The organism is Gemella haemolysans, assembly GCF_901873445.1.
Classification (GTDB): Bacteria; Bacillota; Bacilli; order Staphylococcales; family Gemellaceae; genus Gemella; species Gemella haemolysans_C.
This window is the reverse complement of the sequence record NZ_CABFLN010000077.1, coordinates 1-15,093: the sequence shown is the minus strand read 5'-3', so window position 1 is coordinate 15,093 and position 15,093 is coordinate 1. Positions and strand designations below refer to the sequence as shown.

Here is a 15,093-nt window from a genome sequence, read left to right as displayed (position 1 = left end):
ACGTTTGTCCCATAGGTTTATATTTATATGTATTTATGAATGTTGATTATACGTTTTCATCAATAACAGTAATAAGCCTTTTTCGTTTATGTTCTTTATTATCTATAGTTACTTTGTATACTAATTCATAAGTTCCAGGTTTAGTGTTATCAACTTCACCTTCGATAATAAGATCATCTAAATAAGATTTTCCTGCTTTACGAGCGATTACTCCGTCTTTGTCAATATCTACTTTTTCACCAACTTTTATTGTTGCATTCTCAGGGATAATGAAGTAGAAAGTACGTTCAAGTCGACGTTCAAGACGTTTTCTGTATTTTTCTTCGTCTTCTGCACTCATTCGATCTCTAAGTTTTTCATCAACTAAAGGCATCAGCTCAACTTCAGTATCAGCTATACAAATTCTACTATTAACAAGTGTAAACGTCTGAGTTCTTCCAGGTCCACAATAAGATTGACATCCTATGATAAATTCGGCATTTGGTGCTTTCTTTTTTAATTTCGGAATTAAAGTTTTAAGGTTAACACCAAGGCAATCATCACATAATCTAAATGTTACTTTATCTTCAGTAACAATATTTTTATCATTTTGAGCCATATTATATCCTTTCATAATTTATTCGTTTGAAACTAGAATTTATTATATCACATAATCATAATAAATTAAATTTTAAATATCATCTTTAAGACTAATTATTTTTAAACCTTTTTCTCACCAAAATATTTAGAACAAATAAGGTAATAAATAATATAAATATGTGTATGATTATTGTAGTAATTAGACTTATGAAAAATTCTTCAGGAACCATTTGAATCAAATTTGATTCATCAGGACTTAATAACCAAAGGTCATTAGAAAATAGAAGCTGATGGAATTTTATCCAAAATGATGTGAAATTGTATGAAATAATACACGATAAAACTCCAATTACTATAATAAACGATAGTAGTACTTTATTAAATGTTCTTGAGATATAAAAAAGTATTTTTTTCTTGCAAAGAATCACTAATAATATAGTTGAAACGACGAATAATACAAAGAAGAATACCATTGTTTTGTAACTTAAACTATATAGTGTTCTTACGTCTTGCATATGAAGTATATCTTTATCTGTATACCAGTCAAGATTTAATATTGCTTTATGATTCAGATAATCTAGTAAATTAGTGGTATTTTTTATTAATTCTTCATATGTAGTTCCAATTTTAGGGGCTAAATTTTCTTTTTTATAGAAATTTTTATAAGAATTTAAATTAAAACAATTGTAAAATATTATGGCAAGTATGCTACTAATAAATAGTGAAAAATTTTCTATAACAATAAGGAACTGTATAATATATTTTCTCATTATTGCACCTCCAATAAACATTATAACACATAAACATAGTTGTAGAAATGAGGTTTGCTTTAAATTTGGTTTACATATTTACACAAATTAACAAAAATATAAGGATTTATAAAAGTTTTTGAGTAAAAAGCATTTAATATTTATGTAAATTATGGTAAAATATACACATATAGTTATTTACTTTGGGGGAAATCATGAATAAGTTTTTTAAGATCTATTTAGAGTTAAGAGAAAAAATAGAGCATAGGCAATACAGGTCTAACTCTCTCTTACCAAGTGAAAATGAACTCGCAAGAGAATATAATGTTTCTAGGGAAACTATAAGAAAAGCATTATTACTATTATTAGAAAATGGTTATATTCACAAAATACAAGGGAAAGGATCTATAGTGCTAGATGTTCATAGATTTAGATTACCTGTAACAGGGATTTTAAGTTTTAAAGAACGTCGCCAATTTCAAGATGTAGATGCAACTACTAAAGTGTTAGTGAATAAAGAAGTAGATGCTCCAGATTTTTTAGTAAGACTTGGTCTTGTTAAACCGGATGAAAAATTAATCTACTTAGTACGCCAAAGAATAGTGGATGGAGAAGCAGTAATTCTAGATAAAGATTATATTAGAAAAAGTACAATAGGGGATCTACCTACCAATCGTGTAGAGGAATCATTATATGAATATCTAGAAAAGGATTTAGGAATTAAAATCTCTTATGGAAATAAAGATTTTAAAATTGAACCTGTTAATGAAGAAGATACTACATATATTGATTTAAACGGTCATAAGCATATTGCAGTATTACGAAGTGATGTGTATACAGAAGGAACAGATTTCCTACATTATACAGAGAGTCGACATAGGGTCGATAAGTTCTATTTCTCTGAATTTGCGAGAAGAAAAAGCGATAGAATAAATTAATACGATTATAGAAGAAAACTTTAAACAGAGTAATTTTGTTTAGAGTTTTTTGTTTAAAATATTATAAAAATGAAAGGTAAAAAATTTTTTTACTATAATATTTTTTTAGTTTATAGATGCCTAAGTTAGGTAATAGATTTCTAAAATATTAAATAAGTATAGAAATTTCCAAAAAAGAATTAAAGCCTTTTCACAAGAAAAATAATCATTGAAAAATAATAAAATAAAGTGTATAATTGATATAAGTTCTTAAATTTCCGGGAAATATTCTCGGAAATATTTTTGCGGGAGTGTGAGGAAAATGAAGATAATTGTATTCTCATTGACTGGGAATTGTATGCGATTTGTAAATATGTGTAAAATCCCTGAAGATGATATTATAGATTTGTGGGATATAGATTACGAAGTTGATTTTGACTACATTTTAATAACGCCAACTATAGGATTTGGGAAAGTTCCAGAAGATGTAGAAGCGTTTTTGGAACTAAATCACAAACATTTAAAAGGTGTAGTTGGTAGCGGTAATAAAAACTGGGGTAATAGATTTGCTAAGGCTTCAGAGATTATTAGCGAGAAGTATAATGTGCCATTACTTATGAAGATTGAATTGCACGGGAATACAAAAGATTTAATAAAATTTAAAAAAATATATTTGGAGAGTGTAAAGAATGGAGAAATTTAACCATATTGAACTAAATAATGAAGTAACAAAAAGAGGTGACAATGGATTTTTCAAATTAGAAAAAGACGTTGAAGCTATTGAAGAATTTCTTCGTGAAGTAGACTTTCGAACTGTAAAATTTAGTTCAGAAATGAAAAGACTTAGATATCTAGTAGAGGAGAATTTCTACTATAATATCTTTGATAAATATATTGAAGATGAAATTCTAGAATGTTTAGAATTAGCTGCAAACTTTAAATTTGAATTCAAAAGTTATATGGCAGCAAGTAAATTCTATAAAGATTATGCATTAAAAACAAATGATAAAAAACAATATTTAGAAAACTTTAATCAACATGTATTTATTGTAGCTATGTATTTAGGGGATGGTGATGTAGAATTAGCTAAGGAACTTATGATTTCTATGCTTGAACAAAGATTACAACCAGCAACACCAACATTTTTAAATTCAGGAAGAAGTCGTCGTGGTGAGCTAGTATCATGTTTCTTATTAGAAGTCGGTGATTCACTTAACTCAATCAACTACATCGATTCAACAGCCAAGCAACTTTCAAAAATTGGTGGAGGGGTTGCAATTAACTTATCAAAACTTCGTGCACGTGGTGAGAGTATCAAAGGTATTAAAGGAGTAGCTAAAGGTGTTATTCCGGTAGCTAAATCTTTAGAACAAGGTTTTGCATATGCTGATCAACTTGGACAACGTCCTGGAGCTGGAGCTGTTTACTTAAACATTTTCCACTATGACGTATTAGAATTCTTAGATACTAAAAAAGTTAATGCTGATGAAGAATTACGTCTTCCAACGATTTCTACAGGTATTATCGTACCATCATTGTTCTTCGATTTAGCTCGTGAGAATAAAGATTTCTATATGTTTGGACCGCACTCTATTTATGAAGAGTATGGATTAGTCCTTGATGATATTGATATTGCAAAATATTATGATGAATTTGTAGCGAACGAAAACATCATGAAACGTAAATTTGATGCTCGTGATATGCTTAACTTAATCGCACAAACTCAATTACAATCAGGGTACCCATACTTAATGTTCAAAGATAATGCTAATAAAAATCACGCACTTCGTGAAATTGGACAAGTTAAGATGAGTAACTTATGTACTGAGATTTTCCAATTACAAGAAACTTCAGTAATTAAGGATTATGGTGAAGGAGATATTATTAAGCGTGATATTTCTTGTAACTTAGCTTCATTAAATATTGTAAACGTAATGGAAAGCAAGAAAATTAAAGAATCAATTTATTCTGGTATGGACTCATTAACATTTGTAAGTAATTCTACTAAGATTAAGAATGCACCTGGTGTAGTAAAAGCTAATGATGAGTTCCACTCTGTTGGATTAGGAGCAATGAACTTAAATGGATACTTAGCTAAAAACTTAATCGCTTATGAGAGCGAAGAAGCAAAAGATTTCGCAAATGTATTCTTCATGATGATGAACTACTATACATTAGAACGTTCAATGCAAATTGCTAAAAAACGTAAGGAAACATTTAAAGACTTTGAAAAATCAGATTACTACAATGGTAGATACTTCACTAAATATATTGAAAATGACTATTTACCAGTAACTGATAAAGTAAAAGAGTTATTCGAAGGAATTCACATTCCAACAAGAGAAGACTGGAGAAGTCTAAAAAATAGAGTAAAAGAAAATGGACTATATCACGCATATAGAATGGCGATTGCACCAACACAAAGTATTTCTTATGTTCAAAACTCAACATCAAGTGTATTACCGATTGTTGATAAAATTGAGCGTAGAAGTTATGGGAATGCTGAAACATTCTATCCAATGCCATACTTAAGTCCAAAAACTCAATGGTTCTATAAATCTGCATTTACTATAGATCAAATGAAACTTATTGATTTAATGGCAGTTATTCAAGAACACGTAGATCAAGGTATTTCTGTGATTTTATTCGTAAATTCTGATATCACAACAAGAGAACTTGCTAGATATTATATTTATGCTCATCACAAAGGATTGAAATCACTATATTACACAAGAAATAAATTACTTTCTGTAGAAGAATGTACTTCATGTGCTATATAGAAAAGAGAGGAAAAATTACTAATTATGAAAGCTGTAAACTGGAATAAACAAGATGATTTAACATTTATGTATTGGCGTCAAAATATTGCTCAATTTTGGGTCGATACTGAGTTTAAAGTGTCAAAAGATATTAAGAGCTGGAACGAAGATTTAAATGATAAAGAACGTGAAGCTTACAAAAAAGTATTAGCTGGTTTAACTGGTCTTGATACTCAACAAGGTGATAAAGGTATGCCTCTTGTATCTCTACATACTGAAGATATGAGAAAACAAGCTGTATACAGCTTTATGGGAATGATGGAGCAAATTCACGCGAAAAGTTACTCAACAATATTCACGTCTTTAATCCCTTCACAAGAAACAGACTACTTATTAGATGAGTGGGTTCCTAGTAACCCAGAACTTCAATATAAAGCGAAATTAATTGAAGATTATTACATGAAGTTATTTAAGCCAGAAGTTCCTAAATATGACTTATATATGGCTCGTGTTGCTTCAGTATTCTTAGAAAGTTATATTTTTTATAGTGGATTCTTCTACCCGTTATATTTAGCTGGACAAGGTAAAGTAACGACATCTGGAGAAATTATTCGTAAAATCTTATTAGATGAAACTATTCACGGAAGTTTTACTGGATTTGATGCACAAGAATTATTCAAAACTTTAACTCCAGAAGAACAAGAACGTGCTGAAAAAGAAATGTATAAATTATTATTAGATTTATATGAAAATGAATTAGTATATACTAAAGACATATATAGTGAAATAGGGTTATATGAAGAAGTAAAAGATTATGTTGAGTATAATGCTAATCGTGCATTAGCGAATTTAGGATACCCAGGGTACTTTGAAGATAAAGAGATTAACCCAATTATTGAAAATGCGATGAATACAAATACTAAAAATCATGACTTCTTCAGTGTTAAGGGTGATGGATACGTAGTTAGTATGAATGTGGAATCAATTGAAGATGAGGATTTCATTTTCGAATAGGTAAAAGATATGAAAATATTATTAGTAAGACATGGTGAGACAGATTATAATAAAAATAGATTGATTCAAGGGCATAGTGATATTGAATTGAATGAAACTGGTAGAAATCAAGCGACAGAAGCAGGAAAAAAGTTAACTGAACATAATATTGATTGTGCTTTTAGTAGTCCGTTAAAACGCGCGGTTGAAACAACTAGACTTATGCTTGATAACTCAAATAATAATCAAAATATTTCCAAAGAAATAACTACTGATAATCGTTTAATAGAAAAGTTCTTTGGAGATTTTGAAGGTAGTACGTTTGAAGAGTATTTTTCTGCGCTTGAAGCTGAGCAAGGATTAGAGTCTATTGAAAAAGATGAAGCGGTGTATGAAAGAGCGAGTTCATTTTTCAATGAACAATATTTAGAGCATAAAGATGAAACAATTTTAGTAGTATGTCATGGTGCTTTAATCCGTATATTCTTACGCACGTTAGGATTATATCCTGAATCAAATATGTTAATTAACAATACTGCATTAAACGTAGTACACTATGATGGACAAGAATTTATATTAGAGAAGTTTAATATATAAATATAAGTAGGGAACGGCTGAAAAATCGTGATTTTTAGGGAATTGATTTTATTTAGTTGTTTCCTTTATTTATTAAAAGGAGATGGGAATATGCGTATAATTTTAGCGAGACACGGAGAGACGGATTATAATAAGAATAAAATGGTTCAAGGGCACACTGATATTCCTTTAAATGAAGAAGGAATTCGACAAGGAATTGCTGCAGGTAAGAAAATTGAAGGATATGATATTGATATAGCTTATAGTAGTGTTTTAGGTAGGGCATATGATACAGCAAGATATATGCTAGACAATTCAAATAGTGAAGATAATAAGAAATTATCAGTAATCAAAGATAAAAGATTAATAGAAAAATCATATGGAGAATATGAAGGCGTATCTTTTGCTGAATATGGTGCTGGTCTTAAAGCGGGTGAAACAAGAGGTATGGAATTAGATACAGATGCCGCAGACAGAGTAGAAGCATTCTTTAAAGAAAAATATGAGGAACACCCAGATAAAACTATGTTGGCAGTATGTCATGGTGGATTAATTCGCTCTTTCTTAACTCAAAAAGGTATTAAAGAGGTAGGGCGTGGAGTAATAGTAAATACTTCTGTTAGTGTTCTTGACTATGATGGAGAGAAGTTTGAACTCATAGAGTTTAATAAGTAATCATAGTGGTATATTTTTTAAAGACAAGTATTTAAAGTAATTTTTAATTTTTTCTATATAGTGGAGTTTACTTTTAGTAATAAAATAGTTTTTTTAATTGAGAATTTTAAGGTAGTTTCTATTGACAAATAGTGTTAAATTCTTTATACTATTAAGTAAATTAATATGTAAAACATTGAAGAGATAAGTAGATTATAATTGATTCAAGGCAGAGAACTTTCGGTTGGTGGAAGAAAGTAAGAAAAGATATAATTGAAATGGTCTCGGAGTAATAATTATCTAATAGGTAATTACGTAGGTGCGCGATATAGTACAACGATATGAACACGTATCAATAAAGGTGAATAAATTCATTCACGAACATGGGTGGTAACACGATAAACTCGTCCCTATTACATAAGCTTGTAATAGTGGCGAGTTTTTTTATTTAAGAAAAAGAGTAGTTAAGGAGACGAACAATGCCAATATGTATACAAAATGAATTACCAGTAAAAAATAAGCTGTTAGAAGAGGGTGTAGTAGTAATTGAGGAGAATAGAGCAAAGAATCAAGATATTAGACCATTAAGAATATTGATCTTGAACTTAATGCCGAAGAAAGAAGAAACTGAACGCCAATTATTAAGACTTCTAGGAAATTCTCCACTTCAAATAACTGTTGAATTTTTACATACGACTAGTCATGTAGCAAAAAATACAGCTCAATCATACTTAGAGAAATTCTATAAAACCTTTGATGAAATAAAAGATAAGTTTTACGATGGGCTTATTATTACAGGAGCACCAATTGAACATTTAGAATTTGAAGAAGTTAATTATTGGGGAGAATTGAATAGCATTTTCGATTGGAGTAAAACACATGTATTCTCAACATTAAATATTTGTTGGGCAGCACAAGCTAGTTTATATTATCATTATGGGGTAAAAAAAGAGCAAGTTAATGATAAGATATTTGGAGTTTTTGAACATGATGTATTAATTGAAAATCATACATTAACACGAGGATTTACAGATACTTTCTTAGCTCCTCATTCTAGACATACTAAGATAGAGGAAGAGAAGCTGCCTACTATTTCTGAATTAGATATTCTTGCTAAATCAGAAGATGTTGGAACGCTTCTTGTTGCGACTAAAGATTTAAGAAAAATATTTGTGACAGGACATATTGAATATGATGCTGATACACTTCATAATGAATATGTTCGTGATAAAAATAGTAACTTACCTATAGAAGTTCCAGTGAATTATTACCCAGGAAATGATGATACAAAAACTCCTAAAAATAGATGGAGAGGTGTTGCTTACTTATTCTATCACAACTGGTTAAACCAAGTTTATCAACAAACACCTTATGATTTAACTGAATTATCAAAATAAAGCCAAAACAATAGACTTTACAGATATGCTTTAAACATATTGTAAAGTCTATTTTTAGTTGTCTTTTTTATCGTCTTGTTTAGTTGAATTTTCTTCTTCAGTTAGTCCTGAAATTGATTTTTTAAATGATGTGAACATTTTTCCTATTGATTCTCCAAGTTCAGGTAGACGTTTAGGACCGAAGATGATTAGAGCAGCTAAAATAAGAACTATAACTCCAGGAGCCCCGATATCACGTAAAAATCCCATTATTTTTCACCTCTTTTGTTGTAAATATACTTGCTAATAACGATACTAATTTCATATATTAAAATTAATGGTATTGACATAACGATATCACTGATAAAGTCAGCAGGTGTAATGACAACAGCTATTACAATTAGTATAAAATATGCATATCTTCTATTACGTGTTAAAAATGTAGGTGTTAGAATACCTAGTGATGTTAAAAAAGCTACAACAACTGGGAATTCAAAAAGTATAGCTATCGGTATTGTTGTATTAATGACAAATGATAGGTAATTTTGAGCTGTTAATTGTGTATTGAACAAGTCATTACCAATAGAAAGAAGCACATTTAAAATAGCAGGGGTTACTAGAAAGAACCCGAAGATTAAACCTACTGTGAAGCAAATGAATACTGCTGGTATATAAGCAAGTAAAGCACGAGCTTCTTTTTCTTCTAAAGCAGGTTTTATAAATGCCCAAATTTGATAACAGATAAATGGTATCGAAAAGGTAAAGGCACAAATTCCTGCTAGTGTTAGATATATCCATAGTATATCATTAGGTCCAAGAACAATCAATTTATTATTAAAATTACTTGTTAAAAATTTATAAATATCTGCAGACCACAATAAACTAACTATGAAAGAGACAATAAAAAACACAAAGCTTAGTATTAGTCTCTTTCGTAGTTCAGTAAGATGATCTACGGTAGAAATTTTATCTCCATATTTCATCATTCGTTACCTATTTATTTTTAGATTTTTCATAAAATATACTAATAGCTACAACAATGATGTAAGCTAGTTGGGCTAGGACTACTTCGTAACTAGGATAAATTCCTAAGATTTCGATAGTAGGTAAGTAGTCTATAATATGATTTGAAACAATATCAGTAATTTGTAGAGCGTGTATACTTACTCCAAGCATCTTGAATCCTAGAATATAGATTAACCAAGATAGTACTAGGAATACTTTACTGATAGGAAGTTTTCCTGATGCTTTTACCATAATTATACCGATAATAATCAATGCAACAACAGCAAGAGCTATACCGACTAATAGGTTAGCTGTTGAAATTAATGGCATTATACCAGCGTAGAATAGTATAGTTTCGGCACCTTCTCTAAACACAGCTAGGAAGCTAAGTGTGAACATAGATATAAAACTTCCAGTTGAAAGTACTAGATTTAGTTTAGTGTCCATATATTTTTTCCATGCTTTAACAGAACTTTTACTATGTAGCCAAATTCCGATACCTATCATCATTACTACTGCAAAGATACCAACGACACCTTCAATAATCTCTCTGTTAGTACCAGATGACAGAGCAGGGAAAGAGTATTTTAAGACTACAGCTGCAAGTATACTAGAAAGAATACCTACTACAGCACCTGCGTATATCCAGATTAATCCTTTTCTTTGTTTTGCTGCTTTTAAAGCGCTGGCTAAAGAAAGAACGATAATAAGTGCTTCTACACCTTCACGAAGTAAAATCAGCATAGAATCTAATGCAGTATAGTTAGACTTCGTATCGATTTTAGAAAGCTCTGAAATCAAGTTTTTAAGTTGGTCTTGATATTTTTGCTCGTTACCTTTAACCATTATAATAGGAGTTTCACTCTCTACTTTAGTATATAACGAAGCGTTACGTGTACGAACTTCTCCTTCGATAACAGGCCAAACTTCAATGAATTTCTTCATTTTTTGAGAACCTTGAGCTTTGTTACCATCTTTGAATGCTGAGTAACTCTCTTCTAGAAGTTTTATACCTTGTTCAAGTGTTTTTACATCTGAAGATTGTTCTAGTTTTTTACCAGCTAGAAAATCATCAAGGTAGTTTTTTAAATCTGTTAAATACATTTTTGTAGTTTGATAGTCGTAAGGCTCAACTTCCATTGAACTACGAAGAAATGACATCGTTGTTTCGATTTTTCCGTAGTAGGCAGGTTCAAGTGTTCTTACGATACCTTCATTTCTAACCCAAGCAGCGTTGTATTTTACATACTCTGCTTTCATAGTTTCTACATTTTTAGTATCAATTGCTTTTTCTAATTTATCAAAAGCAGGAAAGAGTTTTGTTTTAAAAGCTTTCTTTTCTGCTTCGATATCAAGAGGATTTTGTTCATTTTCAAAAGCAAGTAAGGCAGTTGATAGCTCTCTCAGTTGCTCTTCATTTATATCATTTGATTTTAAAGTTTGTTTAACTTTTTTTCCAGCTTCGGAATCTGAATTTTTTGTAGATTCAAATTCTGTTTTAAATTCTTGTATTAATTTTTTAGCTTTATCACTTTCATTATTTTTTAATGCAGTATTAGCATCAGTGATTTTAATAAAAAGATTACTGTATGACTCTTTAGCTATAATAGTTTTTAAATAAGGGGAATTAAAGCTAAAAAGTACGATAAAGGCTAAAATAATCTTAGTCAAAAAGTTTTTGGCCAATATATTCACCCTCCTTAATTCCTCCAAAACATGCAAATAGGCCGCTACCTATATGAGTTATGTATTCATTCATTTTATCTTCAGTTCCTAAGCTGTTTTGAATTGTAATAAATTGTTTTGGGTCTTTTTGGAAAGAAATAAATAGGAGACCTGAGTCAAATTGACCTGTAGTTTCATTTATGCCGTCTGAATAAGAATACGATCGTCTAAGTAATTCAACACCAGGTTTATGTGCTAAATGGACATGTGAAGTTACAGGTATTAAAGGTTTTCCATCTGGACCTTTTTTGTTAAGGTCTATAGGTGCGAATTCATCAGTCTCACCGAACGGAGCACCACTTTCTTTATATCTTCCAAAGGTATTTTCTTGTTCATTTAAATTTGTTCTATCCCACGTTTCAAGGTGCATTTGAATACGTCTGACAGCCATATAGCTTCCATCTTTCATCCAGTTGTTTTTATCGCACCATACGATTTTGTCAAATTGCTCTTCTTTAGTAGCATTAGCAGTACCATCTTTAAAACCAAAAAGGTTACGAGGTGTTTCAACACGATTTCCGATTGCTGCGAAACCTGATTGACTCCATTTCATAGTTACTGTAGAACGAGCCTTTCTTACTAAATTACGAACAGCATGGAAGGCTACTTGCTCATCATCTGCACATGCTTGGATACAAATATCCCCACCTGTATATTTTTCTTTAAGTTGCTCTCTAGCAAATGGTGGCAAATCTTTAAATTCTTCAAGATTTTTGTTTTCCAATTTCATTTTTTTTAGAAAACTTGGACTAATTCCAAAAGTTAGAGTTAAGCGGTAGGGATTTAATCCTATCGTTTCCCCAGTATCTTTTGGTGGTAAATAATGGTTTTTAAGAGCAGGTTCAACTAATTCGCCGTTCATTAATTTTTCACTATATTTAGTCCATTCTTTAAACATGTTGATGACATCGTCACGTTCTGTAGAGTGTAAATCTAATACTACGAAATAAACGCATTTTTGCATTAGAGTAGTAATTCCAGCTTGGTGTTTACCATAGAAACTAATTTTTTCATCACCGTCAGCAATAACTCTGTTATTTTCGGCTTTGTTTGCAAAAAATCCTCCAAGAGCAGAGGCTCCAACAACAGCTCCAGCTCCAGTCATTCCTGCTTTTTTAAGGAAATCACGTCTTGTTATTTTTTTATCAATCCATTTTTTACCAGATTCTTCCATATTACTTAGCCTCTTCGTCTAAAATTACACCCATTTGTGAAAGTGGTTCACCTAATTTAGTTACTGCTTCAGAAAGTTCTTTCGTATTTTCTTTAGTTAAATCAGTATATAGTTTATAGTGTTTGTCATCAGTTTTGTATTTATCTAATAGACCGTTGATTGTAGCAAATTTTTCAACTAAATCTTTTGCTAATTTGCTGTCTTTTTTCTCGATTAAAGGTTTAAAGATTTTGAAGATTTCTTCAGCACCTTCGATATTAGCTTTGAAGTCGTAAAGGTCAGTGTGAGAGAAGATTTCTTCTTCACCTGTAATTTTTTGTGTTGCAACTTCGTTAAGTAGGTCAACAGCTCCAGTTACCATTAAGTCAGGTGTAACTTCAACAGTAGCAACTTTAGCTTTTAGTTCTTTTACGTCTTTTACTAATTGGTCTGCATATTCTTCAGTACCTTTAGTAGTATTTTTTTCCCACATGATCTTTTCTATTCTGTGGAATCCGCGCCATCCGTCTTCAGTTTTGTTTTCTTCTAAGTAGTCAGCAAGACGGAAGTCGATGTTTACGTCTAATTCTCCAAAACTTTCAGCAATTGGTTCTGAACGTTCATATGCCATACGAATAAGTGGATATTGTTTTTTAGCTTCTTCTAGATTTCCTGCTTTAATAGTTTCAGCAAATTTTTCAGTATCTTTAAGTAGAGTATCTACTTGATTTTCTACGAATTTTTTGTAAAGCTCAGTAGCTTGTTTAAGTTGTTCTTTTGTTCCTTTTGATGTATCAACTTGAGCTGATTTATTTTCTTCCTTTTTATCTGATTTAGCAGAACATCCGCTAATTACGATAGTTCCAGCCATTAGGGCTAAAAATAATTTGTTTTTCTTCATTAATTTATACTCACTTTCAATATTAATATTTGTTCTATTATAAATTATAATCATTCTCAATTAGAAAGTAAAGCAATTAGTAAAAAAATTCTAAAAAAATAAAAGTTTTATGGTAAAAATAAAAAAATTTCTAAAGAAGTAAAAAGTTAAATGATTTTCATGTATCAGGTTAACTGATTAAATTAAAGTAATAATAGTATCTGTTTTGAAAAAAATACTAGCAGATTTAAACAAAGTGTACTTTTTTGAATATATATGTGCTAAATGTATGTCTAACACATTTGAGAAGTATTCTTCTAGGGTTGAGAATTTAGCTTCGTTGTCAGTAGTTATAAATTTTAAGATGTTGTCACGTGTAAGCGTGGGCAGTTTTTTACTGGAAATGTTCCGTAGAATAAGATTATTATTGATAATTTGAAAAATTAAGGTTGAAATTATTATTTTGATAAGGGGAGCAAAGTCAGCATTTTTTAAAAAAACAGACAAAATATGTCCAATATTTAATGTAAAATATGTTTAAAAAGTATAGTTGTTATTATCAAAATAATAATAAAAGAATTCGTTGAAAGTGAATATTTTATAATGTATAATGAAAAATAAGACTTTAAGTGGTTGACGAGAAGAGGAGAATAATTTTGAATGATTCAAGAGATAAAAAGTTTCGTGGATTAGAAATATACGATAGACTTAGACGAGGAGAGAGACTAGTAAAAGAAAATCTAGCTAATGAATATGGAGTTTCACTTAAAACTATCCAAAGGGATATTGATGAATTACGCGTTTATCTATTTGAGAAAAAAGATGAAATTGGCGAATTTGAAATAATAGTAAAGAACAAAGAGTATATTTATACAGCTGTAAGTGAAAGTGATAATACACTTACTCAACAGGATATATTAGCATTGAGTAAGATTTTATTAGAAAGTAGAGCATTTAATAAAAAAGAAATGTCTTTATTGCTAAAAAAATTACAGAATCAATTAAGTCGAGAAAGCAAAATACATGTTAGAGAGTTAATTAATAATGAAGATTATTATTATACCGAACTTCAGCATGGGAAAGATTTACTAGAGGTATTGTGGAATCTGTCGAATGTAATTAGAGAAACTAGAGTTATAACTTTTGATTATACTCGAATGGATAAAAAACAAACTAAAAAAGAAGTACGTCCTATTTCTATTATGTTCTCAGAATTTTACTTTTATTTAATAGCTTATGGAATAGCCAGTAAGGAAGATGTACCACTAGTTTTTCGAATTGATAGAATGAGTAATGTTAAATATAAAGACGAAACTTTCTATATTCCATATAGAGATAGATTTGAAGACGGGGAATTTCGTAAGAGAATTCAGTTTATGTACGGAGGGAAATTAAAGAAATTTACATTTGAATTTAGTGGACCATCGCTTGAAGCAATGTTAGATAGATTGCCGACAGCAAAGGTAATAAAAACAGAGGATAAAGTTCATACGATAGTAGCAGAAAGCTATGGTGATGGAATAAAAATGTGGCTTAATAGCCAAGGAGATAACGTAAAAATATTAGAAGAGAAGGAGATATAATGATGAACAAACTAGTTAGAATTTTAATGAGTAAATCAATAAAGAGGGTATTAAATCCAAAAGATAAATATGGAATGGTGTTTAGTGGTGAAATATTAAGAAGAATAAATAAGAATGTAAAAAAATAGATATATAAATTATGTA

16 protein-coding genes, 1 pseudogene and 1 other annotated feature are annotated in these 15,093 nt (G+C 30.1%); of the genes and pseudogenes, 9 read left to right on the top strand and 8 right to left on the bottom strand.

The window, feature by feature from the left end; genetic code table 11:
- Positions 1-46: 46 nt before the first annotated feature.
- The 3 genes and pseudogenes from JX287_RS09150 to JX287_RS08595 form a co-directional block, all read right to left on the bottom strand.
- On the bottom strand, positions 47-250 hold the full coding sequence (locus JX287_RS09150) for an immunoglobulin-like domain-containing protein (protein WP_430537389.1): 204 nt from the start codon (positions 248-250) through the stop codon (positions 47-49).
- Between the two features lie 33 nt (positions 251-283).
- Positions 284-598 (bottom strand): annotated as a pseudogene (locus JX287_RS09145) (immunoglobulin-like domain-containing protein); the annotation flags it as partial.
- A 91-nt stretch (positions 599-689) separates the two neighbouring features.
- Entirely contained in the window at positions 690-1,349 is a 660-nt protein-coding gene (locus JX287_RS08595) for a TIGR01906 family membrane protein (RefSeq protein ID WP_204644462.1), read from the bottom strand.
- A gap of 194 nt (positions 1,350-1,543) precedes the next feature.
- Here JX287_RS08595 and treR point away from each other — a divergent pair, with 194 nt between their 5' ends.
- The 7 genes from treR to JX287_RS08560 all read left to right on the top strand — a co-directional run bounded on the left by treR (position 1,544) and on the right by JX287_RS08560 (position 8,624).
- Positions 1,544-2,266: a trehalose operon repressor gene (gene treR / locus JX287_RS08590; RefSeq protein WP_048802866.1), complete on the top strand. Its 723-nt coding sequence runs from the start codon at positions 1,544-1,546 to the stop codon at positions 2,264-2,266.
- 301 nt (positions 2,267-2,567) lie between these two features.
- Positions 2,568-2,948 carry a class Ib ribonucleoside-diphosphate reductase assembly flavoprotein NrdI gene (gene nrdI / locus JX287_RS08585; protein ID WP_204644461.1) on the top strand — a complete coding sequence of 127 codons (381 nt, stop codon included), beginning with the start codon at positions 2,568-2,570 and terminating at the stop codon, positions 2,946-2,948.
- Positions 2,935-5,025: a class 1b ribonucleoside-diphosphate reductase subunit alpha gene (nrdE, locus tag JX287_RS08580; protein WP_204644460.1), complete on the top strand. Its 2,091-nt coding sequence runs from the start codon at positions 2,935-2,937 to the stop codon at positions 5,023-5,025. Before nrdI ends, nrdE begins: the two co-directional genes overlap by 14 nt.
- A gap of 24 nt (positions 5,026-5,049) precedes the next feature.
- Complete coding sequence (gene nrdF / locus JX287_RS08575) at positions 5,050-6,018, top strand: class 1b ribonucleoside-diphosphate reductase subunit beta (RefSeq protein ID WP_204644459.1); 969 nt, start codon at positions 5,050-5,052, stop codon at positions 6,016-6,018.
- Positions 6,019-6,027: 9 nt separating this feature from the next.
- The gene (locus JX287_RS08570) at positions 6,028-6,594 is read left to right on the top strand and encodes a histidine phosphatase family protein (RefSeq protein ID WP_204644458.1); all 567 of its coding nucleotides are present in this window, start codon (positions 6,028-6,030) and stop codon (positions 6,592-6,594) included.
- A gap of 90 nt (positions 6,595-6,684) precedes the next feature.
- Positions 6,685-7,248 carry a histidine phosphatase family protein gene (locus tag JX287_RS08565; protein WP_204644457.1) on the top strand — a complete coding sequence of 188 codons (564 nt, stop codon included), beginning with the start codon at positions 6,685-6,687 and terminating at the stop codon, positions 7,246-7,248.
- Between the two features lie 166 nt (positions 7,249-7,414).
- Positions 7,415-7,642, top strand: a binding site (T-box leader).
- A 64-nt stretch (positions 7,643-7,706) separates the two neighbouring features.
- Complete coding sequence (locus JX287_RS08560; protein ID WP_204644456.1) at positions 7,707-8,624, top strand: homoserine O-succinyltransferase; 918 nt, start codon at positions 7,707-7,709, stop codon at positions 8,622-8,624.
- 54 nt (positions 8,625-8,678) lie between these two features.
- Here JX287_RS08560 and JX287_RS08555 read toward each other — a convergent pair whose 3' ends face one another.
- From JX287_RS08555 to efeO, 5 genes are read right to left on the bottom strand one after another with little or no spacing between them, the layout of a single operon-like run.
- The gene (locus tag JX287_RS08555; protein WP_204644455.1) at positions 8,679-8,873 is read right to left on the bottom strand and encodes a twin-arginine translocase TatA/TatE family subunit; all 195 of its coding nucleotides are present in this window, start codon (positions 8,871-8,873) and stop codon (positions 8,679-8,681) included.
- Positions 8,873-9,586 (bottom strand): twin-arginine translocase subunit TatC, encoded by a 714-nt coding sequence (gene tatC, locus JX287_RS08550; protein ID WP_204644508.1) that lies wholly within the window; start codon positions 9,584-9,586, stop codon positions 8,873-8,875. The genes JX287_RS08555 and tatC overlap by 1 nt, the downstream gene beginning before the upstream one ends.
- 10 nt (positions 9,587-9,596) lie before the next feature.
- The gene (locus JX287_RS08545; protein WP_239650382.1) at positions 9,597-11,303 is read right to left on the bottom strand and encodes an FTR1 family iron permease; all 1,707 of its coding nucleotides are present in this window, start codon (positions 11,301-11,303) and stop codon (positions 9,597-9,599) included.
- On the bottom strand, positions 11,272-12,507 hold the full coding sequence (efeB, locus tag JX287_RS08540) for an iron uptake transporter deferrochelatase/peroxidase subunit (RefSeq protein WP_204644453.1): 1,236 nt from the start codon (positions 12,505-12,507) through the stop codon (positions 11,272-11,274). Before efeB ends, JX287_RS08545 begins: the two co-directional genes overlap by 32 nt.
- A gap of 1 nt (position 12,508) precedes the next feature.
- Positions 12,509-13,387, bottom strand: coding sequence for an iron uptake system protein EfeO (efeO, locus tag JX287_RS08535; protein WP_204644452.1), 879 nt, complete (start codon positions 13,385-13,387; stop codon positions 12,509-12,511).
- 635 nt (positions 13,388-14,022) lie between these two features.
- Between efeO and JX287_RS08530 the strand changes: the two genes are divergently transcribed.
- Both JX287_RS08530 and JX287_RS09060 read left to right on the top strand, forming a co-directional pair.
- Positions 14,023-14,949: a helix-turn-helix transcriptional regulator gene (locus tag JX287_RS08530; RefSeq protein WP_204644451.1), complete on the top strand. Its 927-nt coding sequence runs from the start codon at positions 14,023-14,025 to the stop codon at positions 14,947-14,949.
- Positions 14,950-14,951: 2 nt separating this feature from the next.
- Complete coding sequence (locus JX287_RS09060) at positions 14,952-15,077, top strand: hypothetical protein (RefSeq protein ID WP_275576651.1); 126 nt, start codon at positions 14,952-14,954, stop codon at positions 15,075-15,077.
- The last annotated feature ends 16 nt before the right edge of the window (positions 15,078-15,093 follow it).